The sequence below is a fragment of the Polluticoccus soli genome (assembly GCF_029269745.1).
Lineage (GTDB): Bacteria > Bacteroidota > Bacteroidia > Chitinophagales > Chitinophagaceae > Polluticoccus > Polluticoccus soli.
This window is the reverse complement of the sequence record NZ_JARJHT010000001.1, coordinates 1,240,374-1,265,804: the sequence shown is the minus strand read 5'-3', so window position 1 is coordinate 1,265,804 and position 25,431 is coordinate 1,240,374. Positions and strand designations below refer to the sequence as shown.

Below are 25,431 nucleotides of genomic sequence, written 5' to 3'. Positions count from 1 at the left end.
TTAATGATATATTCAAATATTAAAGCTTATATTGTCTAAACTTAGACTGGCCTTTATTCTCATCGTTTGGAAAGTCATCTCGTCTATCATCATTTTTCACCGGTTAAAAACAATACACTTATGAAAAGACTATTGTTCGCCCTTCTTGTCTGTTGGGGAATCACAATGTATGCCAGTGCACAAAGCATTGGCCCGTCAACATTGAATGCAAGCGGAGGCTCTGCTACTATTGGTGGCAACTCCCACGACTGGTCAGTCGGTGAAATGACGCTTGTCAGCACCTTTGCGTCCGGAAGCATTATTGTTACTCAGGGCGTGCTGCAGCCCAATGAACCCCCGTTAGGCGTTAATGATATTGCGCTGCAAAACCAGCTGTGTATATGGCCAAACCCTGCTACATCGGTAGTAAACATGGAGTATTCAGCTACAAGCTCCCACTCGCTCACTTACCATCTTACTGATATCAACGGCAAATTATTAACGAGCAAAACCTTTAATACCAGTAAAGGGAAAAACACGGAGCAAATAAACATTGCGTCACTACCCAATGCGTCTTATATGCTTGAGGTAACTATTCAAACCGCAGGTAATGCGGTTGAAAAAAGATCTTTTAAAGTAGTAAAACTGTAGTTAAACCAATCTCAATCTCCTTAAAAACACTGTTTATGAAAAGAATCATACTGCTGGCTTTAACGCTTACCATTACGACCATCGGTGCCTGGGCACAAGCACCGCAAAAATTCAATTACCAGGGCATAGCCCGTAACGCAAGCGGCGCTCCTTTGGCCAGCCAGGCTTTAGGACTCCGGTTAACTATTATAGATGGCTCCCCATCGGGTACTACCGTATACCAGGAAACATTTACAGTTACCACTAACGCTTATGGTTTGTATAATGTACAGGTTGGTGATGGTACTGTGGTATCAGGTACTTTCAACACCATTGACTGGGCAAACGGCAATAAATACATACAGGTAGAAGCAGACCCAACTGGAGGTACTACATATGCTAATCTTGGTACCAGCCAATTGATCAGCGCGCCGTATGCAGTGTATGCCAACAATGCAGGTACAGCAACAATGGGTGGGGATGTAACGGGAATAAGCACAGCTGCAAACGTTACGAAAATACAGGGCAGGAATGTAAGTGCAACGGCACCAACAGCGGGGCAGGCACTAACATGGGATGCAGGAACAAGTAGCTGGATACCGCTTAATACGGGTGTATCAGGTACCTTAAATTATATTCCAAAATTTACAAGTACTACAGCAATAGGTAACTCGCAGTTATTCGATAATGGTACATCAGTAGGCATTGGTACAACTTCACCTACAGCATCTAATAAATTACAGGTTGTCAATGCTGCAAGTACCCCAAGCCAGCATGCCGTTCATGGTATTTCGGGTGCAGCGGCAAGCGGTTCCATCACCATTAACTCGGCCCTTTATGGCGAATCCAGTACCGGCATCGGAGTTGCGGGTGTTGGCCAGGCTAACGATGGTGTTTTCGGTTATAGTTTATCGGGAACGGCTGCGGGCGTTGAAGGCTTTAATTCTGCAGCCAATGGTGCGGGTGTACTGGGAAGTGGTGATGCGGCGGGTAGTGCCGGCGGTAGATTCACGGGAGGGGCAAGTGGGTATGGTGTGATAGTAACAGCAGGGCTTTCCGGTTTTGGTGTTACAGCGCCGGCTGCCATGTTGCATACTTCAGGTTCAAAAGATGTAACAGTAACTTTAGGTGGTATTAACTTCAACCACCAGGCTTTGCTTGCACAAACAAGTGCCACTACCACTACAAACGTAAGCAGCGCTCTTGTTGGATTTGCGGGCAACTCTTCTTTTGAGAACCATGGGGTTCACGCATTTGTACGTGGTCCGGGTGGTGCTTCTTTCAACGTAGGTGTTTTTTCATCGGCAACAGCAGCTACCACTTCAACCGGCAATAGTTACGGCGTGTACGGTTCTGCGGCTAATGGCGCTACTAACTACGGTATTTACGGTACTGCAACAGGTGGCACACCCTATGCAGGATATTTTGCCGGTAATGTAAGTGTAACAGGTACCATGTCAAAAGGTGGCGGTACTTTCAAAATAGACCATCCGCTTGATCCCGAAAATAAATACCTCTACCATTCTTTTGTTGAAAGTCCCGACATGATGAATATTTACAATGGTAACATTGTTACAGATGCTGCCGGCGATGCTATCGTTACGCTTCCTGATTATTTTGAAGCATTGAACAGGGATTTTCGCTACCAGCTTACTGTAATAGGTAGCTTCGCCCAGGCTATTATTTATGAAAAAATAAATAACAACCAGTTTAAGATCAAAACAGATAAACCTAATATTGAAGTGAGCTGGCAGATAACGGGTGTGCGCCATGATAAATTTGCCGATGCACACCGTGTAGTACCTGAAGTGGAAAAAGAACCAGAGTTTAAAGGACGTTACCTGCACGCAGCAGAGTGGGGCAAGTCAGAGAGTAAGAGTATTGACGATGCTACACGTCCGCATGGAGAAAATGTAGCGTCTACTAGTGCGATAACACCGTTATCGACTCCGGTGCCTGCAACTGCCGATCCAAGTACGAAAGTTGCAAATACAGGTGCGTCAAATACGAAATAGCGCAACGGTGCAGCTAAGCATATATTAGCGGCCATATAAACGAAATCCCCCGCACTAGCGGGGGATTTTTTTTGTACTAATCGTTTGATTTCCTGTCTTACCCTTTGAAAATGTCAACCAATTGCCTCCACCATGTCTTTTTCATGGTTATTTCTAAGGGCTGATTTTTGGTGACGTGCCAAGTTGAAATTGTAAAATGCGTGGTGTTACAATTGGGACATGTTTTAATTCTGTCTAACCTATTTGTAACTGCAATTTTATTCTTGCTATAATTCTGTTTAAGCGCAACGCGTTCTTCTTCCACCTCTTCGCTGTGCAATACTTGCCTAACATCAAGCAGATCTTCGAAGTTTTCCTGCTGCAAGTAAGTATTGATTAATGCAGGTAGATGTCTTTTTGCTAAAAAACGCTCGATTTCCAAATCAGTAATTTCCAAATAGCCACAGTTGTTGCAGAGCGTGATTTGAAATGTAGGCGGTGGGGAAACTAATATCTCGTTTTCACCTTTAGTAGCGTATGTCCAGCTAATAGTTTTTATATAGTCAAATAATGTGTCTTTCCAGCATCCTTCCTCGCTAATCTTACCAAGTGGCTGATCATTTATTGATCCCATTCCGCCGAACGCGCTCCTATGATGGGTAGTACTTCGATGCGTGTCCCACTCATAAATATCTCTCATCATCCACTTTGCCCAATGGCTATTGCCTGACTGGCGGAAAAGCGATTCTAAAATGACTAAAGCTTTGCGATAAGTGTCCATTCTACTAAACTTCACCAATATAGCCTAATTCCAATAGTTCTTCCGGATAGGACCTCGGCACTTTCACCTTGATGCAGGCGAGCCATCTGCAAGAGACTAGCAGAGGAAGGTAAGCTGTTCCCTAATTATTTTTCGAGGCAAATTCTACCATCCATTCAATGCCATATTTGTCTCTGAACATACCAAAATAGGAACCCCAGGGGCTGTCTGCAATGGGCATTTCTACTGTTCCACCTGCCGAGAGACCATTGAATAGTTTATCAGCTTCTTCTTTGCTTTCTGTACTGATCGAGATCTTACTTCTGTTCTCATTCTCGTTTACCTTTCCTAAGACTTCGGGGACATCATTTGCCATCAACACATTTTTACCTATAGGCAATTCAATGTGCATGATCTTATTTTCCTCTTTTTCAGGTATGGGAAATTCAGCGCTTGCAATGTCTTTGAAACGAATAATTTTTGCAAACTCTCCGCCAAATACTGATTTGTAAAACGTAAATGCTTCTTCGGCGTTGCCGTTGAAGTTGATGTGAGGATTGATAAGTGCCATTAGTTTTATTTTTTTGTTGTTATCCAAAAGTACCGCTTACCCACAAACTAAATAGGGCATGAATGCGTCAAAAAAGGGGTTATTTGCGTCAATCGTTTACGCGGCTATGCAAGTCTCAGGGCAGTAAGTGGTTCCGTCCTTGCTAAGTTTCTTGAATAACGACTCGGTGTCTTCACCCTGATGCTGGCGAGTCATTGCAAGAGGCTCCGCGGAGACAAAAGAGGTAGCTAGAGGCTGTAAATTTTTTTCCATTCATATATGGATTTGCCAATACCGAACGAGCTGGTTTGGCTGGCAATACCGATGTCAAATCCAGAATCCACCACGACGCTTAACATGTCATTATCGGTTTCATAAACTTTACTATTAATAAAGGTTTCAACCGTTTGCTTAAACTCGGGACGACTTATATACTCCTCAGCCCGGGAGCTTTTTTCTATGTATTTGGTCGGTTTAATTGTTACAGTGTAAGCGTATCGATTGGTTCTTGTACTGTCTGTTGACGGTTCAAAATTCATAAAAACACTCACCTCAGAAACATTGCCTTGCTTTAAAATATTTTCATAGACTGGGATCAATTTTGAAATTTTAGGATCGGTTTCAAAATCATAGATCGTAAAAGCCGAGCCGATCAAAAACAGCACTGTCAAAGCATAAAATGACAGTTTCCTGATTTTCGGCATTAGTGTCACTTCATCATTCCTGTAAACTTGGGCAACATAAGTTTTAGCGATTATGTCGTGAATTGACTGCCTGGTTTCTTTGTTAATAATGTAAAACAAAATTATTCCGATGCTGAAAGTGAAAACCACTGTAGATTGAATAGTTGTAATTACGGAAAATAGAGCAGCCCCAGGTATACTATAGCCATTAAGAAAAAATGGCGTTGTTAAAATAAACGCTCTGACAAAAGAAGCTTTCAAGCTTACAGCGTTTCCATAAATATCAACAACCTGAATGTTCATTACTTTCTTGCCGAAAGTCTGGCCGTTATTTATTTTGGAGTTCAACATTGTGAAATAAGCGAGTGAAATTAACCACCCGATTATTTTCGCATTTTCACCAAGCGAGATAAAAAAGCTTTTAAACGTCAGCCCTAGTATGAATCCAAAAATTCCAAGAATAATTACGTCGATTAGTAATGCCCAGCCTCTTGTCCAAAATCTAGATAGGTATAAGTTATTTTCCATTACTTTAATTATTAACTGCATTTAACGATCTGAAACTATGAAAATACTGGCAATTGAAAAAGAAGTTCCTGGAGCGGACTGGAGTACCATAAGCAAGGAACTGATGGCACAAGAAGCTCTTGCGGTGTATAGAATGTACCTCGCAGAGCAACTTCGTGAACACTATTTCAACGAAGAGAACTGCGCTGTACTTGTATTGGAGTGTGAGACTAAGACACATGCACAGGCATTGTTGGGGGAATTGCCTTTGGTAGAACAAAACCTGATCACGTTTGAAATTATGGAGTTACACCCTTATACCGGGTATGATCGGATAATTCAGGCGATGAAATAATAATGACAGCTTAATGCCCTTAGAAACTACTTTTTTACTAACCGTGTCTTAGTCCACTGACCGACTACTCGTTTCCCCTTATCGGTAATTTCATAATCTTCTTTTCTGTCAAAGTCGATTGTCAAATCTTGGAATCCTAGTAACTGTAGAATATTGGTCGCTTTTGTTCTTACTACATCCCATTCCGGATTTGTGTCTAGCAAAAAGTCATCCCAGAAGTCTGGAGAATTATTGCCACTCCTTTCTTCAAAATAGGCGTCAAGTTTTTCGAGTTCTAGTATTTCTTTTTCGGACAGCAACCCCGCCCTGTGATAGGAACGAGAAGATAATGTGAAGTAAGAATGAAAATCTTCACCCATTTCGTCACATGTCGCACCTATCCCAATGATTTCGGCTTGTCTATCCGAACTGCTGGAAAGCGTTATTAATGTTGTTATCAGTTGAGCAAACTTCCAACAGGCCAGGTTTTCTTCAACAGACAAGTCTGTTTGGCCGTAATCGTATTCAGGATCGAATTTCAGTTTGAGAGACATCTAGGGTTGTTTGTCCACTGTATAATTCAGTTCCGTCACCCCACAGGTAAATGGCCGGGTAGTCACGAGGTTGAGTTTTATTTTGTCTTTGATGTCTGTGAACAAGGGGATGCCTTGTCCAAGAACAATTGGATTGACAAACAGCCAGTAGCCGTCAATCAAGCCCAGTTGAATAAGTGAATGCGTTGCCGTCGGGCTACCAAAAAGCAGGATCTCTGTACCCGGCTTTTGCTTTATTTCATTTATTCTGTCCGCAAGGTTGTCGCTGATGATTGTTGTGTTGGGCAACTCCGCGCCTTTCATTGTTTTTGACAGAACAACTTTGTGAACGTTCTTATACCATTTTGAATGTTCCATGTCGTGTTTGGTGGCGTTCGGTTTGTCTGCTGCGGTAGGCCAGTAGCCTTCCATCATTTCATAAGTTTTCCGTCCGTACAATGCAGTGTCAGTTTCGCCTATCCGCTTACCTACATGATCGAAGATCTCTTCATCAGCTTTTATCCAGTCCATTTCGCCATTAGGTCCTGCAACAAAACCGTCCAGCGATATGTGCATGAATGAAATTACTTTTCTCATTTGATTTTTTGGTTTTGATTGATGTGGCAATGCAGTAAATGATAAGCTTTAGGCAATTTAAACTATATTTTCCTCATCAGCTTTCGCTTTGCGAGAGATTGCCGGTGACTAAAACGAAATCCCCCGCAACAGCAGGGGATTTCGTTTTAGCGGTATTCACTGTTATCCTATGATTTGCTGCTTTACTGCTTTTGCAGTTTGATTGCACCCACCGACTCACTAGTACTGCCATCGGTTATGTACAGCAGATATGTGCCGGGAGCCATATCATTTACCTGCAGTTTCTGTTCTATGCCGGTTTCGCTGATGGTATAGCTGCCCACGTTACGGCCCAACACATCGTACAAAGATAGCTTGTCGTCTTTCTTCAGGCCTTTTACAATGACGTGCCCCGTAAATGGATTGGGGAACACCGAGATGCCGCGCGCTTCAAGCAAATCCTGAACATACGTAGACACATTTACTATAATAGCGGCCGAGGTCGCTTTTGTATAGCAACCCTGCGGCGTTATCTCGGCTGTAATATTGTCCTTACCTGCGCCTTTTACATACGTAGCGGATGGGGTGTTGGTAGTAGCAAACCCGGTGCCATTATTCTTCCAATCGATAACGTAGTTACTGCCGGCGTTAGCAACAGTAGCATTTACGGTAACCGTTGTACCCAGGCTGGCCATAGGCACACTATTAAGGCTGATAGTTGGTGTTGTTTTGGCAACCAGGTTGGCTGTAAGGGTATTGCTGGTAGCAGTTGGTGCAGTAAAGCAGCCGGCTGGTACCGCAAGCTCACAGCTTATCTGGTCGCCCATAGCAGGTACATATGCATGCATAGTAGTGCTGAACCCTACAGGGGTACCATTCACCTTCCATAAATACGTGCCTGACGGATTGGCCGTCGCCGTGTAGGTTATCATATTGCCTTCACACTCTGGCTGAGTATTTCCCGATATGCTGATAGTCGGCGTAACGTTTGGAGTAACACTCATAGTAATAGGCGTGCTGGTAGCAGGATTTGGGTTGTAGCAACCGGTGGTAGCTGTCACTTCGCATGTTACTACATCATTGTTTACAGCGGGATAAGAGAAGCTATTGCTGTTAGGTCCGGCATTTAGCCCGTTCACCTTCCACTGAAAATTAGGGTTGCCGTTTAGGTTCATAGTGGAAAGTACGTTGAATGAGGCGTTAGCACCCTGGCATATCGGGTTGTTTGCTACAGAAGTAACAGACGTGCCGGTTATGTAGTTGTTCACGGTCATGGATATTGAATTGCTTATCGCTGGTAGTGGTGTATAGCAACCCGCAGCAGTTACCCGGCAGTGTATATTATCGCCATTTTGCGGGGTATACGTATAGGTGCTGTTGGTTGCGCCGCTTATGGGGTTCGGAAATTTGTACCACTGGTAGCTTACGCCGCTGACATTGGATGTTGCGGTATAAGTAACAGAAGTGCCTGTACAAACGGTAGACGGAGTAGACGCAGTGATGCTTACAGAAAGCGATGCATTAGGTGTCGTAGTTACGTTATACGGCGCGCTCGCTATCTGGTTATCTATATAACAAAGGTTATTGGTTGGTGGTAAGGTGATGATACAGGTAAGCACGTCGCCGGTTACTGGTGTATACGAGTAATTGGCGCTGTTAGTACCTACGTTCGCCCCGTTCTTTTTCCACTGATAACTAATGCCGGCTATTGAAGGCGAAACGGTGGCCGTAAAGCCAGTATTGGTACTTGCACAAACAAAACCATTGGTGGGCGCTACCGTAACCACAGGCTTGCTGTAGTTGAGATGGAAGCGCGTAATGCCAGCGATCCTTTTTCCTGAAACTTCGCTATGATTGCCATAAGCATATAGTGTGTCGCCCAAAGGCAAGAAACCAAATATGTCCCCGCTAACCGCAGGGTGCCAGCCACTGGCGATCTTGCCAGTTACTGTATCGGCGATAGCCACGCCTTTGCGGGGGATGGCGCCAAAGTTGGTAAGGCTTCCTCCTCCAAGATATACCCTGCCTTTGTCGACCTCCATTCCGGTCAGCTCAAAATTCGGATTAGGATGCCATGAATTATCATCAAATGGATTGATATTAAGCGACTCGAGGAACATCGGTGAGGCCAGCGGCTGGCCATAGAATGTGCCGGTACAGTAGACCTTGTTCGCGTCTGCCGCAAACGTTCTTACAGGGTTGCCAAACTGAAAGCCTGTAGTAGTGCCGGTAGTCAGATTATGTTTCACGAAACCGTGAGCGGTTGTACTGTTTTGTAAAAAACCCCCTAAAAAGAGATCATTGCCTACCTGCCTGATTTTATATACTTCGGAATATGCATAGAATGGGTTGAGCGACCAGCTTGCATCTATAGCGCCGGATATTTTATCCAGTTTTCTTGGCGGAGTATTATACTTACCCACGACATACATGTTAGCGCCACTTATCACCATGTCATTGACATCGCCTATCGAAGTGGCGGAAAAAGGATCGAACGGCAGCAGTGTGTAGTTGCTGGTCATATTCAGGCAGGCCAGCCTGTTGCGCGAAGTACTATTCACAATATAGAAATCGCCCGCTATATACATCTTCCCATTGTCGATCTCTATATCATTAATGGCTGTTGATACGTCCAGGCTAAATGGAATAATACTCCAGTCGATCAAGTTAATGCCTGCAATATTTGACCGCTTAGTAAGGCCAAGGCCAGCGAAGTTGCCGCCAGCGAACACTTTGTCTGTTCCGCTTACAAGGGTATAAACAGTACCGCCAACATTTGGTGATATGGCCTTTACGGTTGCAGAGGTGGTGTCAATGATCACTATGCGTTTGTCGCCTCCGGCATATATATTGCTGCCGTTTGACGCGATGCAGTGTATGTCGCTAAGCGTTGTAGCCGCCAGGGTGGGGTACCACGAGCTAGGTATGCCCGATAAAGTATCAACAGCCGCGATGTTGGCCCTTGTAACTGAATTGATCGTTGAAAAATCGCCGGCTACATACAGCAGATTCCGTATTAACAGCAGGTCGCGTACAATACCACTACTGTTTGGATTCCACGTAATGGTGCTGCCGGTGCTTTTGTCGAGCGCTGCGAGCCTGTTGTATGGGGTGGTGAAGCTGCCGCCGGCGTAAACTTTATTGTTTTTTACCACGATGCTGAGTACCGAGTTGTTGGCTATGCCGGTGGGAGCCCAGCTGGTAGCTATGCCTGTTGAAGCGCTGACTGCGGCTATGCGGGAGCGTGCGTTTCCGCCCACATTGGTAAATGCACCGCCTATATAGATGGTGCTGCCATCAACGGCCAGGGCATTTACATCACCGTTGCAGTTGGGATCCCACGAGGTCAGTAACCCCGTCGATAGGTCGATCGCCGCAGCCCTGTTACGTGTAGTGCTGTTGACGGAAGAAAATGCACCTCCTATGTACAGCACACTGCTGTTTACCAATGCAACATTAACGATACCATTTACCGAGACGTTGAGTGTTGTTACCTGGCCAGCGGAGTTGATATGGGCAACATTGGTGCGGTTGAGACCATCTACCACCGTAAAATTGCCGACCAATACCCAGCCGCCGTTACCATCCGATACGGCGTCTAAAACAGTGCCGTTGGATTTAGGCCAGGTAGGCTGGTTGGCAGGCTTACCTGTAACGGTATCCATACCAATAAAACTACCTGTGAATTTGCCGATCATACTGAAAGCGCCACCAACGTACAGCGTATCCTGGTGCTTTTTCATTGTCTTTACGGTACCGTATGTTATGATCTGAATAGAGTCGGGCGCAAAGGCGCTGGTATCACATTGCGCAAAGGATTGGCTGCAAAACCGTATTAGTAATGCGAGCGCGAGAAAAAGGGTTTTTCTTATCATAGATTAGGTTTGGGAAAAGCAAAAGTAGAAGATTATTTGAAATGAATAAAATAAGTGATAAATGTTTAATGTAGATTTTCTGCTATTGCATACTATGCAGGTGATGCTGTAAAATAGACATATAGTGGGGCCGCTGTATATTCCTTAAATTGCCTGATGCGCTTCCCTGCTTTCCTACTTTTTCTTCTGCTTACATCTGCCACTGCTTATAGCCAGCAGTATTCATTACGGTTTGTAGACACCAAGACCGATGCTTCTTTTCGCGGCCTTTCTGTAGCCGATGAACACGCCATATGGGTGAGCGGCAGCAAAGGCTGGGTGGGCCGTAGCGTGAATGGAGGCGTGGACTGGAGCTTCAGCCAGGTACAAGGCTATGAAAACTGCGACTTCCGTACCCTGTATGCATTCGACTCCAGCAATGCCATCATTGCTAATGCGGGCAGCCCTGCCTACATCCTCCGCACGGGAGATGGTGGTGCCAGTTGGCAGCGGGTATATGAAAATACCGATAGCGCGGCCTTTTTTGATGGCATGGACTTCTGGGATAAGAAGCGTGGTATCATTCATGGCGATCCTATCGGCGGCCGTATGTTGCTGCTCTACACAAAAGACGGCGGCAGGTCATGGAAGGAGCGGAATAGTCCTAAGATGAACAAAGGTGAAGCCTCGTTTGCTGCAAGTGGCACCAGTATTAGCTGCGTCTGGGATAGGGCAGTAGTCATAGCCACGGGCGGCAAAACATCTAGACTATTCCTGTCACTCAACCGGGGCAGAAGCTGGCACAGCATACCCACACCTATGCTGGCAGGTACTGAAAGCACAGGCATATATTCGGTTATGAAGGGCTACACCATATCGCACTGGCTGATAGCAGGTGGTGATTACCGCCGCGATACTTTATCGACGGCTAACTTCTTTTATACCTGGAATAAAGGGAAGAAATGGCTGGCACCCGCATCTACCACACGTGGCTACCGCGAATGCCTGGCACAGATATGTGATCAACGCCCCGCAAAAAAATGTCAAACCCTGACCATGTTTGCTTTAGGTCCGTCGGGCATAGATATTTCTACTGACGATGGAGTGAACTGGAAACCACTATCCGATGAAAAAGGTTTCCACGTCATTAAACCAAGTTGGGATCATAACCTCATGTTCCTTGCCGGCGGCAATGGCAAGCTGGCTATCATGAAGACAACACCATGATTTTCGTTATCGGAGTATTTTTGACATTGCCATGAATAAATTTGGGAGTATGGCATACCATTTGAAATAACCTCTTTACTTTCAACCTCACTACTACTATGATAAAACTAACCACAGCCTTACTGGCGGTATCTGTTTGCTGCATCATTTCCTGCAACAAAAAAGATCAACCCCTTCCTACGTCTGACTTCAGGGAAAAATACAAGGGGGTATTTAACATTACTCATCGGAACATTCAAAAGTACTACGACGATAGGGATACTACTTACTATTACCAGGTGATAGTAGATTATGTAGTTAGCGATTCCATTTGGTATCTTTTGCCGCGGGAAAAAAACGGCGGTCACAACTTGCCGGCAATGCGATTCAGAAGAGCACAAGACACCAGTCAATATGAAAAGCTTGGTGTCGATGAAAGCGGGCGCATTTACCGTGATCCTGTTGATCATGACAGCGAGAATACAGGTGGATTTATTGGGACGGACAGCCTTAGCCATGTTTCGGTTATTATAACTGCCCGCCCGATAATAACTGACATGATGAAGGGGACGCGGGTGCAATGAGTACACTGAAGATCAATACCCATTCTCTACATACTCTGTCAACCTTTCGAGGTTCTCCCGGTTGTGAGGGTATTGCTCCAGCAGCGATTTAAGGAAAGCAAGCCTGCCTAGTTTATAGGCGTGTTTGCCTGCACCTTTAAATTCTTCGTAAATGCCTTTCTCCCAGGCCAGTAGTTCGTCAAAGTCGCGCTCTACTATGTTCATATCGTAACGGTTGAACTTGGCAGACAGGGGGATAGTGGCCACATGCAATTTGGTATCGAGAATAGCCTGGTGTACTTCCTGCAAAATGGGGTCGTCGGGGTTGCTGCACGCTCTATGGAACATCGCAGCGCTTAGTTCTTCGTTATCCTTCCGTCCCGGGCTGTAAACAATATCGTGAAACAGGGCTGCCAGCATCAGCTGGTCGTATTGCACAGTGTCTTTTGCGGCCTCCTTGCCTTTATCTTCTTTTATCATCCTAACGAGGTCTTCGAGGTGGGTAGTATTGTGGTAATGGCGCGTACCATCGTCCCACATGGCAATGAGCTGCTGCACATGAGCATTTATCTTGTACCTGTCCAGTATCTGCTGCAGTTCGTCTTCAATTGTCATACGATCATTCTATTAATAAAATCAATGAAAAGTTGTATATTTGTATTGGTCCTTTATTGAAGTTCTTTAACCAGCTGTAAGCCCTTAATTTGAAGTTACCGAGATTAGCCGGGCCGAAAAAAAGAACGTTGCACCAAACATTTTGCAACATTTTTTTCGGGTGAAAGTCACGTAGGAAGGGAAGTATATATTTTAGTTTTACATTTTCGTGGCACAGCTTCTGTAAAGTGGCAGCGTATTTGCTCATCTTTAATTCTCAACCCGGCCTATGAAACTATACTATCTGCTGCTTGTGGCTATTTTAACCGCGGCAGCCTGTAAGAAACACGAGAGGCTCACCCCGGCAACCCCGCCGCCGCCTACCAAGGATTTCCGGGAGAAATATACCGGGACGTTTAACATTACAAAGCTGCATTCGAATTGGAGTTATTCTGGAGGCACCTTCTTCTATAGAAGCAGCGATACTTTCACGGGAATCTTGCAAATCAGCTATAATATCAAAGATTCTTCCTCAAGACTGGGTAGCGGTGGCGACTTTTTCAATCAGCCAGCACTGACATTCATATACGGTAATGGCTTGAAAGAGCGGTGCGGTGTAGATACGTTTGGCCGGTTATACCGAAGTATAAATCCGGCACACCCGAATCAGGGCGGTTTTGTAACTGCAGACAGTATATTTCACACTTCCACCTATATAGGCAATTCAAGATCGGACGACACTTTATATGGTAGGCGAATAAAATAATCGCGACTCCAGCCAACAAATTGTAACATTTTTTTCGGCTGAAACTGACGCAGATAGGGAAGTATATAAAATTGTATTCGGTATTAGGGCATTTCCGTAGCAGCGGCAGCCATTCATTTTAGATACCGTATTTTGGACTTGAACTGTAAAGACGAACATATGAGATCTATACAACTAATTCTATTGCTGACGGTTGCTCTCGCAGCATGTAAGAAAGATACAACCAAGACAGACTTCCGTGAAAAATACAGGGGCACCTACAATGTGGCCCGTAAACAAACACAGCAACTACACCCTAGTGGTGGCTCAACCAGTACTATCGATACGATCACGCATGAAACGCTAACTGTGAGTTATAAGCTATCTGACATTATAATAGATAAAAGTGATCCCTCTCATCTTTTGACACGGCCGGCATTGATGTTCCGATATGATCACGATTCGATGTTGGTTGGTGTTGATGAAAGCGGGAAATTATTCGTAGCTCCCAGCCCGAATTTGACAAATTATGGCGGTTTTATAGGCGGCGACAGCATATTTCATGCGTGGAAAGAACAGCATACCAGTACCACAGAATTGGACACCGTGAAAGGGCGAAGAAAATAGTATCAATTTGTAACATTTTTTTCAGCGCTAAACCGCGAAAACAGGGAAGTAGATAAATATCTGTTCGTTGTTATGCCACGTTAAGGAATGACTTGATCAGGAAGATAAGCGCCAGCACACCCACCAGTGTGGAGCCGATGAAAAAGATTATCACAAACTTGGCAAAGGTCTTGAAGCCACCCTGTTTGTAAAACCGCTTCATAGCCAGGAACAGATAAACAATGGCCCATACTTTCAGGACGAGGTTAACGAGCTTCCCCCAGCTGCCCACCATTGCAAAGCTGTTAATGGCTATCAGCGCAATGAAGACAAAGCAATAGAGGTGTATGGTAAAGATGCCGTGCGAGACATAATAGAACTGCTTGCGCCGGATGTAGAATAGCTGAAATAATAACGCGATGATCGGTAGCGAGATAAAGAGCATGTAGGGCAGCGAGTGGAAATAGTTAGCTTTCATCATTGGCCATATGCCTTCGGGCCGGTCCTTATAGCGTTCGTTGATAGCCACAAGTTTCCTGCTGAAATAGTGGTTAATGAAGCCATCCCTTTTTGCTGCAGGCAAGGCTTTTTGAACGGAGTCGTATTCATGAACGGTTGTATAGCTCCGGTCGTTTATGGTCAGGCGGTCACCGGTGCCACTGGAGAACACGGTCGCATTATGTTCTCTTGTGATACCGCTGATCTCAGCATTGGCTTTGCTGCTGTCGCTAATGATGTCAGCAGGCGTTTTGAATACACTCATCAGCAGGAGGAAGAAGACCGCCGAGATGAACAGGTACATCCTGATGGGATCGAGGTAGCTGGCCCTGCGTCCTTTCAAATACTCCTCGGTCAGGAAACCCGGTTTAGTGATGAGGAGTTTGATGGAGCTGAAGAACTTGCCATCGAAGTGGGTAACATCGTTGAAGAAGTGGGCGACAAGGTGCCCGGCGCTTTGTTTGGGTTCCAGGTTCTCCTGCCCACAGTGCGGGCAATAGCGTTCGGCAACAAGGACGCCGCAGTTCAGGCAGTCGGCTTCTTTACGTATATGTGCGTGCGACAAGGGATAGCTTATTTGAAATAAATATAGATAAAGCTGATAGTTTTTAAAACGCGATAAATTAATTTTGCAGCCATATTACCAATTAGTTATTTCTATGGACGACAGTCATGAACAGTGGCGTTTCCCTATTGGCCGTTACGAGCAACCGGAAACACATCCCACCGAGATGCAGGGAGAATGGATAGCCTCCATCGAAGCACTTCCCAAATGGTTCGACCTCTGCATCGAAAATCTTGACGAACACCAACTCGAAACTCCTTACCGCCCCGGCGGCTGGACGGTCAATCAGGTGATCCACCACGTAGCCGACAGCCATATGAATGCTTATATCAGGCTGAAGCTGGCGCTTACTGAAGAGAACCCTGTTATCAAACCATATGACGAAAAGCTGTGGGCTGAATTGCCAGATGTACACACAGTGCCTGTGAATGTTTCCATCACCCTGTTGCATGCGCTGCATCGCCGGTGGGGCCAGGTGCTACGCAACATGCAGCCCGAAGACTGGGAGCGTTGCTACTACCATCCCGAGCATGAGCGCTATGTGCCATTGTGGGAGATGACCGACCTGTATTCATGGCACGGCCGTCACCATATGGAGCAGATCAGGCAGCTGCGTCAAAGAATGAACTGGTAATGCGTACATTGTCTCCGCTGGTAAAAAGAGTATCGCTCCAACTGCTGCTGCTGCTCGTGGTATACACCATCTCCAGGGTCGCATTCACCTGCATGAATCTTGACAGGTTTGGTGAGTTGTCTGGTGCGGAGTTCGCAAGTGCCGCACTGCACGGTCTGCGCTTCGATCTCTCAGCCATTTTCATGCTGAATGCGGCGTACCTGGTTTTGGTATTCCTGCCGTTTGGTTTGCTGCGATATCGCTGGTGGCGCAACCTGCTCAATGTTTTGTTTATTACAGTCAATCTGCTGGCACTTGCTTTCGAAGTTAGCGATTGGGCTTATTTCGCATTTACCAGCAAACGCGCCACAGCGGACGTGCTGGATATGGTGAGTCGTAAAGGGGACTTTCTTGTGCTATTGCCACACTTTGCAGTTGACTATTGGTACATCTTCATTGTGTTCATCGCTGCATCTATTGGATTTATCTGGGTGAATTACTGTATTCGTAAGCGGTACCCTGTTGCTGGCATGCCACCAGGGATTGAAAAGTTTGTCCCGAAACTCGGATTGTTTCTGTTGGTAATTGGTGTGACTGTACTCGGTATAAGAGGCGGTTGGCAGAATGCCCCGATCAATATTGGTTTCGCACTGGAGGCGGCCGATAGCGACCACGTGCCCATTGTGCTGAACACGCCGTTCAGCATACTCAATACACTTTCGAATAAGAAGTTGCCCGAGGTCAACTACTATAGCGAAGCGGAACTAGAGCGCTATTTCAAACCTGTAAAACAGTATGGCGGCAAACCGTTCAGGCCTACCAACGTGGTCATTGTCATACTGGAAAGCTTTTCGAAGAACTTTACCGGTCTTGGTGGCCATCAAAGCTTTACGCCCTTCCTCGACAGCCTGATGCAACACTCGTTTGTATGCCGCAATGCATACGCCAACGCGCTACACTCGGCAGAAGGCATACCGGCCATAGTTGCAGGCATTCCTTCGCTAATGAACGAACCGATCACGTCGTCTATCTATAGCACCAATAAGATAACAGCATTGCCTGCTGTGCTAAAAGAGAAAGGATATAGCAGCGCGTTCTATCATGGCGCCACCAATGGTACGATGAACTTTGATGCTTTCTCGTACAATGCCGGTTTTGATAAGTATTTTGGTCGCACTGAATACAACAACGAGAAAGACTACGATGGTAGCTGGGGCATCTGGGACGAGCCGTATCTAAAATACTTTGCAACTAGCCTGAATCAGCTTAAGCAGCCTTTCCTCGCCTCAGTGTTTACACTTAGTTCGCACGATCCCTATAAAGTGCCTGATGAATACAAGAATGTCTTACCGAAAGGAGATATCCCTGCACAACAAAGCGTAGCCTATACCGATATGGCTTTGCGCAAGTTCTTTGAGATCGCGTCGAGACAACCTTATTTCAGCAATACGCTATTTGTGTTCACGGCCGACCATTGCTCTTTGCAGACCATAGATGATCATGACCATGGTAATATGGGCTTTTATCGAATCCCTATCTTTTTCTACGCAGCAGGCGATAGCACAATGAAAGGGGGTACGGACGAACTAACGCAACAGGTAGATATATTACCCTCTGTTCTCGATTACCTTGGATACGATAAACCGTTCTTCACATTTGGCCGGTCCATATTCAGGAATGAAGAGAAGCGTTTTGTTGCGACAGAGCATATAGGCGCCTACCAGATGGCTATCGATAGTTTTCTTTACAAGATGAAAGCCGAGACGACTACAGATATTTACAACCTGAAAGCGGACAGCTTTTGCACGAACAACTTGTTGAACTATCCTGAAGGCAAAAAACTGCAGGCGCAATTCGAACCGTACCTTAAAGCATATATTCAATTGTACCACTCTGCGCTTATCAACAACAAAATGCATGCGGATAAGTATCAGGGTATTGTGGATTGAACTAACTTTAACCGCAAAATAGAAATACATGGAACAAGGACTTCTTCACTTACACAATTTCATGCGTTGGGTAGTATTGTTTTTTGCGCTGCTCACCATCATCCGTTCTATGATGGGTATGTCCAGCAATAGCGCTTTTACCAAGGGTGATAAGAAGGCTGCTCTGTTCCTGATGATAAGCGCCGACATCCAGCTGTTGTTGGGCCTCGCCTTGTATTACATGAAAGGTTGGTTCACCGTACTCACCAGCAGTTCCGACCTTATGTCAAATAAGTACAATCGCTTCTTTGCAGTAGAGCACCTGACCGGTATGCTCATTGCGATCGTACTTATCCATATCGGCTATTCTGCCGCCAAGAAAAATATCGCTGACAGCGCGAAGCACAAGAAACTGTTTTGGTTCACACTGATTGCTTTGCTCGTCATTATTGCGACCATCCCCTGGCCGTTCCGTGAGCTGATAGGCAGGCCATTGTTCCCGGGCATGCACTAATCATGATCAGGAAGGTTCTTCAGCCTTTTTATACTGTCTTTGTACTCACCACATTTGTGGTGAGTATCTTGGCTGCATTCCCATTCTTTCTATTGATCGGCAGCAGGGACCATCCTAATGCCCGCGAAGCCATATGGTATATAGTGCACTATTGGGCTATCGGGTGGCTAGCAATAATTGGAATGCCTATCAGGCGGATAGGGAAAAGACCTGATAACCGGAAGTATGTGGTTGTGGCCAACCATATTTCTTATATGGATACGGTTGCGATATATGCCGCACTTCCATGCTATTTCAGGACGTTGGCTAAAAAGGAGATGGCCCAGATACCGTTATTCGGTTTCATTTATAAACAGCTCACCATCCTCGTAGACCGCAGTAGCGCCGACCATCGTGCCAAGAGCATGCGCCTCATGTGGCGGGCCATCAGGAACGAGTCCAGCATTGCGATCTTTCCCGAAGGAACCTTCAACGAGACTGCCGAGCCAATGGCACCCTTCCATAATGGTGCTTTTAAGCTGGCAATAACCTCGCAAACGCCTATTTTGCCTGTCCTCTTCCTTGATACCGTTAACCGCTGGCACTTTGGGGGCTGGTGGAAGCTATGGCCGGGCAGGAACCGGGTGGTCTTCCTCGACCCTGTTTCGGTGGAAGGCCTTGCCGTATCGGACCTGCCGGCGCTCAAGCAGCAACTCCACGACTTGATGGGCGCTGAGCTCAAAAAGCACGGATATCCCTATAAATCAAGTTAAAACAGGGCCGTTTCTGCGTTAAAATGGCAATTTGGACGTACCTTTGCGCAAATTTTTAAGCACCCATGGCTTTGCAAGTAGGTATAGTAGGTCTGCCCAACGTAGGTAAATCAACATTGTTCAACGCGGTTAGCAACAGCGCCAAAGCGCAGGCTTCCAACTACAGGTTCTGTACTATAGAACCAAACGTAGGACAGGTTGACGTGCCCGATGAAAGGCTGGCTAAACTTGCCGACCTCGTGCAACCACAACGCATTGTCCCAACTACCATCGAGTTTGTGGATATCGCGGGCCTGGTAAAAGGCGCCAGCAAAGGTGAAGGACTCGGGAATAAGTTCCTGGCTAATATCCGTGAAGTGGATGCTATTGTGCATGTGATCCGTTGCTTCGAAGATGAGAACATCCTGCGCGAGGAAGGTGAGATTCACCCCGTGAGTGACAAGGAGATCATCGATACCGAACTGCAGCTGAAAGACATGGAGAGCGTAGAGAAGAAGATGCAACGCTATGAGAAGATCGCTAAGAATGATCCCAAAGCCAAGCGTATATATGATGTGTTGGCTCGTTGCAAAGACCATCTTTCTCAAGGTAAGAACATCCGCGGTTTGCAGCTGGAAGGTGAAGACCTGGAAGCAATTGCAGACTTGTTCCTGCTTACTCAAAAGCCGGTTCTGTACGTAGCCAACATAGACGAGGCGTCTATTCATACCGGCAACAAATACTCAGAGGCACTGGTGAAAGTAGCTACAGAAGAAGGCGCTGGCGTTATCGTAATGAATAATTCCATCGAAGCGCAGATATCTGAGATGGAAAGCGAGGAAGACAAGGCACTGTTCTTAGGTGAATACGGCTTAACTGAACCGGGTCTAAACCGCCTGATTCGCGCTGCATACCAACTGCTGAATCTCATTACCTACTTCACGGCAGGCGTACAGGAAGTACGTGCATGGACAATACACCAGGGCTGGAAAGCACCACAGGCTGCCAGCGTTATTCATACCGATTTCGAGAAGGGCTTTATCAAAGCTGAAACTATAGCCTACAAAGATTACGTGCAGTTTGGCAGTGAAGCGTCTTGCCGTGACAATGGTAAGCTACGTATAGAAGGTAAAGAGTACATCGTGCAAGACGGTGATGTACTTCACTTCCGCTTTAACGTATAACAGTCAGGTAAGGGTAACCAGGCCCGACTTGATCGCATACATTGCAAGGCCGGTACGGCTTTTCACATCCAGCTTAGCAAACAGGATATCCCTGTAACCGTCTACCGTGCGTGGACTGACGTTCATACGTTCAGCAATGTCGCGGTAGGTGAGCTCCGTACAGCAGTATCCCAGGAATGTTTCCTCTTTGTCTGTAAGACTGAGTGGTCCTTCTTTCACGCGAAGGCGGCTTGTTACCAGTTCAGAATGGTAAAAACCATCACTGTAAATAGCCAGTAACGCTTTTTGCAATTCTTTAGGCTCGGCGTCTTTTAGAATGTAGCCACCAGCGCCGGCCTTCAGCATTTTAATGATGTTAAACTCGGTGTCGAGCATTGACAAGGCGAGTATCTTCATGTTCGGCCACTCTGCTTTTATCTTTTCTGCAGTTTCGTAGCCATTCATTACTGGCATGTTGATATCCAGGATGCAGATATCAGGGAGTTTTTTTGCGCTACGCAGTTTTTCGATGAGTTCGCTGCCATTGGCAGCGTCGAAAAGTATGTGCATGCCCTCGAAACCGGTTACCAGTTCAGAAAGGCCTTTGCGGAATAGCGCGTGATCGTCGGCAAGCGCCAGGTGTATAGTTTGTTTTTCGTCTTCGCTCATACCAAAACGGGCATTTCAAGGCTGACAGTGGTGCCTGCCTCTTTTGATGACAGTATATCGAGCTTCCCTTTCAGCAGGTCGGTGCGCAATTTGATATTATTCAAACCAAGACCGTTGTTTGTTACCGCAGTAGTATCAAAGCCTTTGCCATCATCGATCACCGATACATGAAATGAATCCGGTTCGTATACCAGTCTAATATTCATGCTGCGGGGATTCGCATGTTTGAGCGCATTGGCTATCGATTCCTGGATAATGCGGAAGACAAGCAGGTCTTTTTCACTACCCAACGGATAAGGGTCGCCCTTCACGTCGAAGGTACAATTAATATTTTTTGCCGACGATATATAACCCATCTCTTTTCGAATGCTCTCTACCAATCCGATATTGGAGATAAGGCCACCATTTGCTGTATGACTTAGACTCCTCAAGTCGGAAATTGCTTTGGTAAGAAGCTCTGTGCTTTTTTGCGCATTGTTGCGTATCAGTTCGTCGGTAGCTGTTTCGGCAATGCGATAGAGCTGCATTTTTGTGAGGCTGAGCACCTGGCCAACGTTATCGTGTATCTCTTCTGAGAAATTCTTCAGCGCCTGTTCCTGCACCTCTATCTGGCTTTGCAGTAGCTGGCTGGCGTACTTGTGTTCCATGCGCTGTTTTTCGAGCGAATGACGATACTGCTTCCGTTTCTGAATGGTAACATAGATGATCAGGAAGAAAGCAAAAAGTGTCAGCAGCAAGCTGCCAAGAATAAATACCAATAATGTTGTTTCCGGGTTCACGCGGGTCTCATTTTTTTATGTGATAGAAATACGCCACCGACGGCGGCATAGGTGACTATATTGATAAGCCAGATCATCAAATTCAGCCAGGGCGCTTTTTCCGGCATTGCCTTATAAATAGCAGCACCAACCAACCAGTAAAAGAATGTAAAGCTCCAGAACACAAGAAAGATTGCGCTGAACCAAAACCGGGGCTGGCTGAAAATTGCCAATTCATCACTTATCAGCAGACGATAAAATGCGATCAGCGCCATGCCTATAATAAGAAATGATTCCAGCACGATAAAGTAAGTATTCAATTCGCTTAGAGGCTGGAGAAAAACGGTATTAAGGATGCAGGCAACGACACCGGCGATAGCAATGATCCAGCCAGCTTTATTTACAGTTTTACGCTCCTCAGAGAAGTTGAAATAAAGGGTTATTAAAGAAAACTGCAGGACGGAATAAAAATGATAGAGAAACGCGTTGTGGTGTTTATAAAAAACAGCTATGATCATACCGGCTGTTTCGGTAAGGAAAGTGAAGCAAATATACCATACTAACAGCCTGGTAGCTTTGTCCAGCGAAGAGTACCTGAACAAACCTACCAGGGTTGCAAAAAATAGAATTGCGATATAAACCGTTAGTATGAGCTGAGTCATTAGCTAATAAGATCTTGTGAAGCTGGGCCAACCGTTGGACAAGCGTGAGGACATGAAATAGCCTGGTCAAGTACCATGTTGTCAGCTGTTTTTATGTAATTGCCATGTACGTCATATCCAACTAGTACTAACGTTGGAGCATTTGTCCCGCCTTCGTCTGGTCTAACGCCGAGTACGATCTTCACGTTCTCAATGTTTGGATTGGCATTCAGATAATCGCGCAGTAATCCTGCATCGTAGCTGAAGGACTTAACAGGGTAATGACCAGGATTAAAATATCCGTCGATGTGGTTTGTAATGTACTGGTTCGCTTCCTCAATGGAAACGGGGGCGCCAATTGTCGTACCGGTTGTAGTGCTCATAATCAAGTGTTTGTTTGTTGTGTGAATAATGTTGATCGACCTAAAGATATTGAGTATCAGCGGTCTGGCCACCGTGAAAACACGGTATTTGGAGTTTGAAATAACGGGTTTGGTATAATGATTTTTATTTCTATGAATTGATTGTCAAACGTTTGTCGCAATAAAAATGTTGCAGATTGTTAGGTGACAAGTTAGTTTTTTCCGGATGGTGGTGCGGAAGTGGAGATATTTCCGGGATAAGTAGCATGACCATAACGAAAAGGTTCACCAGATCATATTTACTACAAATATACAATAAAAATACAACAATAGAAAGGAGAGTATGTCATGTCGGGTGGCAGCTAACACAAGAGAAGAAAACTACAATCCAGGCTACCGCCCGACATGACAGGAGGGAAAATTTAAAAGATCTTGATAATGTCTTTCGAAGCGGTCTGACAGTTCAAATCCGTCTTCGTATTAGAAGTAAAAAAGGTCGTGCCACATCCGTGGGAAGTACCGTGTGCCAACAGAACCTTAACATTTTTGGCTGTTTCACCGCTTATTTTCCCTCGTTTACCGACAAACCGCCCCGTTTTGCCGAAACTCTTTTCTGTCATGGCTACGTCATGTGTAGATTTGCACCATATTTAGAAAGAATTGAATGTTTTTATGAAACAAGCTTTACGCAATAAACTTATCACACTCAAAGCGCTTGGCTTTGTGGTGTTATCTGTAACAGCCACAAATGCCCAATCTGTTATCAGCGGGCGTGTTGTAGACCAGAAGAATGTACCGGTGCGCAATGCCAGCATTTACCTGGATAATACCATAGATGGGGCTACCAGCGACAGCACAGGGGCTTTCAGTTTTACTACCGAGGAAAAAGGTGCCCAAACCCTCGTTGCTTCAGAAGTGGGGCATGAAAACGCGGGATTGCCCATCACGGTCAATGGTGATGTAAAGGATATTGTGCTGAAAATGAAGGAAGCGCCTAAGAAGCTGGATGAAGTAGTGGTGACAGCAGGCTCTTTTGAAGCATCGGATAAAGGTAAAACAGTACTCAGTTCGCTGGACATTGTGACTACTGCAGGTTCACAGGCCGATGTGGTAAAAGCTATCCAGACGTTACCGGGTACGCAACAGCAAGGCACGCAGACAGGCCTGTTTGTGCGCGGTGGTGATGCCAGCGAGGCTGCTTTCGTGGTAGACGGGCTGATAGCGCAAAACGCTTTCTTTAGTACTGCGCCGGGTGTTGCGGCGCGCAGTCGTTTCGGTCCCTTTCAGTTTAAAGGCGTTGCATTCAGCAGCGGCGGTTACAGTGCACGTTACGGACAGGCTCTGTCGTCAGTACTGGAATTGAATAGCAACGACATGCCCGATAAAAGCACGATCAATACCGGTATCAATATGGCCGGTGTCTATTTCTCCGGTGCCAAGTTGTTGAAGAATACCAGCCTAGAAGGTTCGGCCTATTACAATAACCTCTCACCTTTTTACGGCATAGCGAAAACCAACATGGATTTTTATGATGTGCCTAAAGGCGGTGGCGGTTCAGCGAGATATGTTCACAAACCAAACAAGGATGGTATCATCAAAGCTTTGGTGAATTATACCACCTTCAGCAGTGGAACACGTGTGCCCAATCCTGCGCAAGGTAAAGAGACTGAGACCCTGGACTTTGGGGTGAAGAACCAATATGGATACGGTATTGTGTCGTACAGGCAGATGCTGAAGGAAAAATGGAACCTGTATGTTGCGGGTTCGTACACTAAAAACCAGGATGATATTAAGGCAAATACTTTGAACATATTGAACAAGGATGACCGTGCACAATTTCGCGCAGAAGCAAAAAGGTATGTGAACAGCAGGCTGAGTATATTGGCCGGTACCGAGGTTCAAAACTTTACGTACCACCAGGCATTCGATACTTTCAAAACTGAGTTTACTGAAACGCAAGTTGCGGGATATGCAGAAGCTGACTGGACACCTATTTATTGGCTGGCATTTAAGCCAGGAGTACGTTATGAGCATAGTGGCCTGCTGGAGCAAAATTCAGTGTCGCCACGCCTGGCATTAGCTATTAAAGCTGGCAAGAACGGACAGTTCTCAGTAGCCAGTGGCATCTTCTACCAGATAGCAGATCCCCAATATTTCCTGCAGGATTATAAACCTGGATTGCAACGTTCTATCCACTACATAGCTAACTACCAGCTGATGAAGAACGACCGCATATTGCGCATAGAGGGTTACTATAAAGATTATGACCAGCTGGTACGCGAACTTGGCAACATGCCGTTCAATCCCGCAGCACTTGCTCAAAGGACGATAGCGGGCCCGGTCAGCAATACAGGTGATGGCTATGCTACCGGTGCTGAGCTTTTCTGGCGCGACAAAAAGAGCATCAAAAATGCTGATTACTGGATCTCATATAGCTATATAGATACCCGCCGCATCTATCGGAACTACCTGGAAGAAGTTCAACCAGACTTTATTGCCACTCATAATCTGAATATCGTAACCAAATACTTTATACCTAAATGGCAGACGCAGATCAATACTACCTATAGCTATTCGAGCGGAAGGCCTTATTTCAACCCAGACCCCGAAGTAGCATTTATGAGTGGTCGCACACCGGAATACCATAACCTCTCTATCGCTATCAACTACCTGACTTCGATAAAAAAATGGTTTACTGTGATCTATGGTGGTGTTGACAATGTGACGAATGCCAAGAATGTATTTGGCTACAGGTACAGCGGTGGACAGGCTATTCCGACGCGTCCGGCTCTGTACCGTTCTGTATTCGTAGGTGTAAACTTCTCACTCACGGAGTTTGACAAAGACGAACTGTAGTGAATTCACAATCATCGAT

General features: G+C 45.7%; 25 protein-coding genes. 13 read left to right on the top strand and 12 right to left on the bottom strand.

The window, feature by feature from the left end:
* Nucleotides 1-120: 120 nt before the first annotated feature.
* The gene (locus tag P2W83_RS05655; protein WP_276132728.1) at nucleotides 121-630 is read left to right on the top strand and encodes a T9SS type A sorting domain-containing protein; all 510 of its coding nucleotides are present in this window, start codon (nucleotides 121-123) and stop codon (nucleotides 628-630) included.
* Between the two features lie 35 nt (nucleotides 631-665).
* Entirely contained in the window at nucleotides 666-2,624 is a 1,959-nt protein-coding gene (locus P2W83_RS05650; protein WP_276132727.1) for an autotransporter outer membrane beta-barrel domain-containing protein, read from the top strand.
* A gap of 97 nt (nucleotides 2,625-2,721) precedes the next feature.
* Here P2W83_RS05650 and P2W83_RS05645 read toward each other — a convergent pair whose 3' ends face one another.
* The 3 genes from P2W83_RS05645 to P2W83_RS05635 all read right to left on the bottom strand — a co-directional run bounded on the left by P2W83_RS05645 (nucleotide 2,722) and on the right by P2W83_RS05635 (nucleotide 5,124).
* Complete coding sequence (locus P2W83_RS05645) at nucleotides 2,722-3,384, bottom strand: DUF6966 domain-containing protein (protein WP_276132726.1); 663 nt, start codon at nucleotides 3,382-3,384, stop codon at nucleotides 2,722-2,724.
* A 121-nt stretch (nucleotides 3,385-3,505) separates the two neighbouring features.
* Nucleotides 3,506-3,934: a VOC family protein gene (locus P2W83_RS05640; RefSeq protein WP_276132725.1), complete on the bottom strand. Its 429-nt coding sequence runs from the start codon at nucleotides 3,932-3,934 to the stop codon at nucleotides 3,506-3,508.
* A 227-nt stretch (nucleotides 3,935-4,161) separates the two neighbouring features.
* Complete coding sequence (locus P2W83_RS05635; RefSeq protein WP_276132724.1) at nucleotides 4,162-5,124, bottom strand: RDD family protein; 963 nt, start codon at nucleotides 5,122-5,124, stop codon at nucleotides 4,162-4,164.
* A 37-nt stretch (nucleotides 5,125-5,161) separates the two neighbouring features.
* Between P2W83_RS05635 and P2W83_RS05630 the strand changes: the two genes are divergently transcribed.
* Nucleotides 5,162-5,458: a hypothetical protein gene (locus tag P2W83_RS05630; RefSeq protein WP_276132723.1), complete on the top strand. Its 297-nt coding sequence runs from the start codon at nucleotides 5,162-5,164 to the stop codon at nucleotides 5,456-5,458.
* 26 nt (nucleotides 5,459-5,484) lie between these two features.
* Here P2W83_RS05630 and P2W83_RS05625 read toward each other — a convergent pair whose 3' ends face one another.
* From P2W83_RS05625 to P2W83_RS05615, 3 genes are all read right to left on the bottom strand, one after another.
* Nucleotides 5,485-5,991 carry a hypothetical protein gene (locus P2W83_RS05625; RefSeq protein ID WP_276132722.1) on the bottom strand — a complete coding sequence of 169 codons (507 nt, stop codon included), beginning with the start codon at nucleotides 5,989-5,991 and terminating at the stop codon, nucleotides 5,485-5,487.
* The gene (locus tag P2W83_RS05620; protein ID WP_276132721.1) at nucleotides 5,992-6,567 is read right to left on the bottom strand and encodes a dihydrofolate reductase family protein; all 576 of its coding nucleotides are present in this window, start codon (nucleotides 6,565-6,567) and stop codon (nucleotides 5,992-5,994) included.
* A gap of 182 nt (nucleotides 6,568-6,749) precedes the next feature.
* Nucleotides 6,750-10,421, bottom strand: coding sequence for a T9SS type A sorting domain-containing protein (locus tag P2W83_RS05615; RefSeq protein ID WP_276132720.1), 3,672 nt, complete (start codon nucleotides 10,419-10,421; stop codon nucleotides 6,750-6,752).
* A 156-nt stretch (nucleotides 10,422-10,577) separates the two neighbouring features.
* On the opposite strand from P2W83_RS05615, the gene P2W83_RS05610 reads away from it, so the two are divergent.
* Complete coding sequence (locus P2W83_RS05610) at nucleotides 10,578-11,627, top strand: WD40/YVTN/BNR-like repeat-containing protein (RefSeq protein WP_276132719.1); 1,050 nt, start codon at nucleotides 10,578-10,580, stop codon at nucleotides 11,625-11,627.
* A gap of 98 nt (nucleotides 11,628-11,725) precedes the next feature.
* Nucleotides 11,726-12,190, top strand: coding sequence for a hypothetical protein (locus tag P2W83_RS05605; RefSeq protein WP_276132718.1), 465 nt, complete (start codon nucleotides 11,726-11,728; stop codon nucleotides 12,188-12,190).
* Nucleotides 12,191-12,202: 12 nt separating this feature from the next.
* On the opposite strand, the gene P2W83_RS05600 is transcribed toward P2W83_RS05605, so the two are convergent.
* The gene (locus P2W83_RS05600) at nucleotides 12,203-12,784 is read right to left on the bottom strand and encodes an HD domain-containing protein (RefSeq protein WP_276132717.1); all 582 of its coding nucleotides are present in this window, start codon (nucleotides 12,782-12,784) and stop codon (nucleotides 12,203-12,205) included.
* A 268-nt stretch (nucleotides 12,785-13,052) separates the two neighbouring features.
* Here P2W83_RS05600 and P2W83_RS05595 point away from each other — a divergent pair, with 268 nt between their 5' ends.
* Both P2W83_RS05595 and P2W83_RS05590 read left to right on the top strand, forming a co-directional pair.
* Nucleotides 13,053-13,529 carry a hypothetical protein gene (locus P2W83_RS05595; RefSeq protein ID WP_276132716.1) on the top strand — a complete coding sequence of 159 codons (477 nt, stop codon included), beginning with the start codon at nucleotides 13,053-13,055 and terminating at the stop codon, nucleotides 13,527-13,529.
* A 159-nt stretch (nucleotides 13,530-13,688) separates the two neighbouring features.
* Nucleotides 13,689-14,135 (top strand): hypothetical protein, encoded by a 447-nt coding sequence (locus P2W83_RS05590; RefSeq protein ID WP_276132715.1) that lies wholly within the window; start codon nucleotides 13,689-13,691, stop codon nucleotides 14,133-14,135.
* Between the two features lie 70 nt (nucleotides 14,136-14,205).
* Here P2W83_RS05590 and P2W83_RS05585 read toward each other — a convergent pair whose 3' ends face one another.
* On the bottom strand, nucleotides 14,206-15,177 hold the full coding sequence (locus P2W83_RS05585; RefSeq protein WP_276132714.1) for a DUF3667 domain-containing protein: 972 nt from the start codon (nucleotides 15,175-15,177) through the stop codon (nucleotides 14,206-14,208).
* 94 nt (nucleotides 15,178-15,271) lie between these two features.
* On the opposite strand from P2W83_RS05585, the gene P2W83_RS05580 reads away from it, so the two are divergent.
* The 5 genes from P2W83_RS05580 (at nucleotide 15,272) to ychF (ending at nucleotide 20,147) form a co-directional block, all read left to right on the top strand.
* Nucleotides 15,272-15,811, top strand: a complete 540-nt coding sequence (locus tag P2W83_RS05580; protein ID WP_276132713.1) for a YfiT family bacillithiol transferase — start codon at nucleotides 15,272-15,274, stop codon at nucleotides 15,809-15,811.
* The gene (locus tag P2W83_RS05575; RefSeq protein ID WP_276132712.1) at nucleotides 15,751-17,739 is read left to right on the top strand and encodes an LTA synthase family protein; all 1,989 of its coding nucleotides are present in this window, start codon (nucleotides 15,751-15,753) and stop codon (nucleotides 17,737-17,739) included. The genes P2W83_RS05580 and P2W83_RS05575 overlap by 61 nt, the downstream gene beginning before the upstream one ends.
* Before the next feature lie 28 nt (nucleotides 17,740-17,767).
* Nucleotides 17,768-18,232 carry a hypothetical protein gene (locus P2W83_RS05570; protein WP_276132711.1) on the top strand — a complete coding sequence of 155 codons (465 nt, stop codon included), beginning with the start codon at nucleotides 17,768-17,770 and terminating at the stop codon, nucleotides 18,230-18,232.
* A 2-nt stretch (nucleotides 18,233-18,234) separates the two neighbouring features.
* Nucleotides 18,235-18,984 carry a lysophospholipid acyltransferase family protein gene (locus P2W83_RS05565; RefSeq protein WP_276132710.1) on the top strand — a complete coding sequence of 250 codons (750 nt, stop codon included), beginning with the start codon at nucleotides 18,235-18,237 and terminating at the stop codon, nucleotides 18,982-18,984.
* A 65-nt stretch (nucleotides 18,985-19,049) separates the two neighbouring features.
* Nucleotides 19,050-20,147 carry a redox-regulated ATPase YchF gene (gene ychF / locus P2W83_RS05560; protein WP_276132709.1) on the top strand — a complete coding sequence of 366 codons (1,098 nt, stop codon included), beginning with the start codon at nucleotides 19,050-19,052 and terminating at the stop codon, nucleotides 20,145-20,147.
* A 3-nt stretch (nucleotides 20,148-20,150) separates the two neighbouring features.
* Here the strand turns inward: ychF and P2W83_RS05555 are convergent, their stop codons facing one another.
* Genes P2W83_RS05555 through P2W83_RS05540 form a run of 4 tightly spaced genes read right to left on the bottom strand, consistent with a single transcriptional unit; the run spans nucleotide 20,151 to nucleotide 22,577 of the window.
* Nucleotides 20,151-20,795: a response regulator transcription factor gene (locus P2W83_RS05555; protein WP_276132708.1), complete on the bottom strand. Its 645-nt coding sequence runs from the start codon at nucleotides 20,793-20,795 to the stop codon at nucleotides 20,151-20,153.
* Nucleotides 20,792-21,574, bottom strand: a complete 783-nt coding sequence (locus P2W83_RS05550) for a sensor histidine kinase (protein ID WP_276132707.1) — start codon at nucleotides 21,572-21,574, stop codon at nucleotides 20,792-20,794. The genes P2W83_RS05555 and P2W83_RS05550 overlap by 4 nt, the downstream gene beginning before the upstream one ends.
* The gene (locus tag P2W83_RS05545; RefSeq protein WP_276132706.1) at nucleotides 21,571-22,215 is read right to left on the bottom strand and encodes a hypothetical protein; all 645 of its coding nucleotides are present in this window, start codon (nucleotides 22,213-22,215) and stop codon (nucleotides 21,571-21,573) included. The genes P2W83_RS05550 and P2W83_RS05545 overlap by 4 nt, the downstream gene beginning before the upstream one ends.
* Complete coding sequence (locus P2W83_RS05540) at nucleotides 22,215-22,577, bottom strand: hypothetical protein (RefSeq protein ID WP_276132705.1); 363 nt, start codon at nucleotides 22,575-22,577, stop codon at nucleotides 22,215-22,217. The genes P2W83_RS05545 and P2W83_RS05540 overlap by 1 nt, the downstream gene beginning before the upstream one ends.
* A gap of 651 nt (nucleotides 22,578-23,228) precedes the next feature.
* Between P2W83_RS05540 and P2W83_RS05535 the strand changes: the two genes are divergently transcribed.
* The gene (locus tag P2W83_RS05535; protein WP_276132704.1) at nucleotides 23,229-25,412 is read left to right on the top strand and encodes a TonB-dependent receptor; all 2,184 of its coding nucleotides are present in this window, start codon (nucleotides 23,229-23,231) and stop codon (nucleotides 25,410-25,412) included.
* Nucleotides 25,413-25,431: the final 19 nt, after the last annotated feature.

Coding starts and splice junctions, on each gene's coding strand:
- P2W83_RS05575 (WP_276132712.1), top strand. CDS start 15,751: ATGGCACGGCCGTCACCATATGGAGCAGATCAGGCAGCTGCGTCAAAG.
- P2W83_RS05635 (WP_276132724.1), bottom strand. CDS start 5,124: ATGGAAAATAACTTATACCTATCTAGATTTTGGACAAGAGGCTGGGCA.
- P2W83_RS05555 (WP_276132708.1), bottom strand. CDS start 20,795: ATGAGCGAAGACGAAAAACAAACTATACACCTGGCGCTTGCCGACGAT.
- P2W83_RS05535 (WP_276132704.1), top strand. CDS start 23,229: ATGAAACAAGCTTTACGCAATAAACTTATCACACTCAAAGCGCTTGGC.
- P2W83_RS05620 (WP_276132721.1), bottom strand. CDS start 6,567: ATGAGAAAAGTAATTTCATTCATGCACATATCGCTGGACGGTTTTGTT.
- P2W83_RS05570 (WP_276132711.1), top strand. CDS start 17,768: ATGGAACAAGGACTTCTTCACTTACACAATTTCATGCGTTGGGTAGTA.
- P2W83_RS05580 (WP_276132713.1), top strand. CDS start 15,272: ATGGACGACAGTCATGAACAGTGGCGTTTCCCTATTGGCCGTTACGAG.
- P2W83_RS05605 (WP_276132718.1), top strand. CDS start 11,726: ATGATAAAACTAACCACAGCCTTACTGGCGGTATCTGTTTGCTGCATC.
- P2W83_RS05545 (WP_276132706.1), bottom strand. CDS start 22,215: ATGACTCAGCTCATACTAACGGTTTATATCGCAATTCTATTTTTTGCA.
- ychF (WP_276132709.1), top strand. CDS start 19,050: ATGGCTTTGCAAGTAGGTATAGTAGGTCTGCCCAACGTAGGTAAATCA.
- P2W83_RS05640 (WP_276132725.1), bottom strand. CDS start 3,934: ATGGCACTTATCAATCCTCACATCAACTTCAACGGCAACGCCGAAGAA.
- P2W83_RS05595 (WP_276132716.1), top strand. CDS start 13,053: ATGAAACTATACTATCTGCTGCTTGTGGCTATTTTAACCGCGGCAGCC.
- P2W83_RS05590 (WP_276132715.1), top strand. CDS start 13,689: ATGAGATCTATACAACTAATTCTATTGCTGACGGTTGCTCTCGCAGCA.
- P2W83_RS05565 (WP_276132710.1), top strand. CDS start 18,235: ATGATCAGGAAGGTTCTTCAGCCTTTTTATACTGTCTTTGTACTCACC.
- P2W83_RS05625 (WP_276132722.1), bottom strand. CDS start 5,991: ATGTCTCTCAAACTGAAATTCGATCCTGAATACGATTACGGCCAAACA.
- P2W83_RS05600 (WP_276132717.1), bottom strand. CDS start 12,784: ATGACAATTGAAGACGAACTGCAGCAGATACTGGACAGGTACAAGATA.
- P2W83_RS05650 (WP_276132727.1), top strand. CDS start 666: ATGAAAAGAATCATACTGCTGGCTTTAACGCTTACCATTACGACCATC.
- P2W83_RS05610 (WP_276132719.1), top strand. CDS start 10,578: ATGCGCTTCCCTGCTTTCCTACTTTTTCTTCTGCTTACATCTGCCACT.
- P2W83_RS05630 (WP_276132723.1), top strand. CDS start 5,162: ATGAAAATACTGGCAATTGAAAAAGAAGTTCCTGGAGCGGACTGGAGT.
- P2W83_RS05540 (WP_276132705.1), bottom strand. CDS start 22,577: ATGAGCACTACAACCGGTACGACAATTGGCGCCCCCGTTTCCATTGAG.
- P2W83_RS05655 (WP_276132728.1), top strand. CDS start 121: ATGAAAAGACTATTGTTCGCCCTTCTTGTCTGTTGGGGAATCACAATG.
- P2W83_RS05645 (WP_276132726.1), bottom strand. CDS start 3,384: ATGGACACTTATCGCAAAGCTTTAGTCATTTTAGAATCGCTTTTCCGC.
- P2W83_RS05615 (WP_276132720.1), bottom strand. CDS start 10,421: ATGATAAGAAAAACCCTTTTTCTCGCGCTCGCATTACTAATACGGTTT.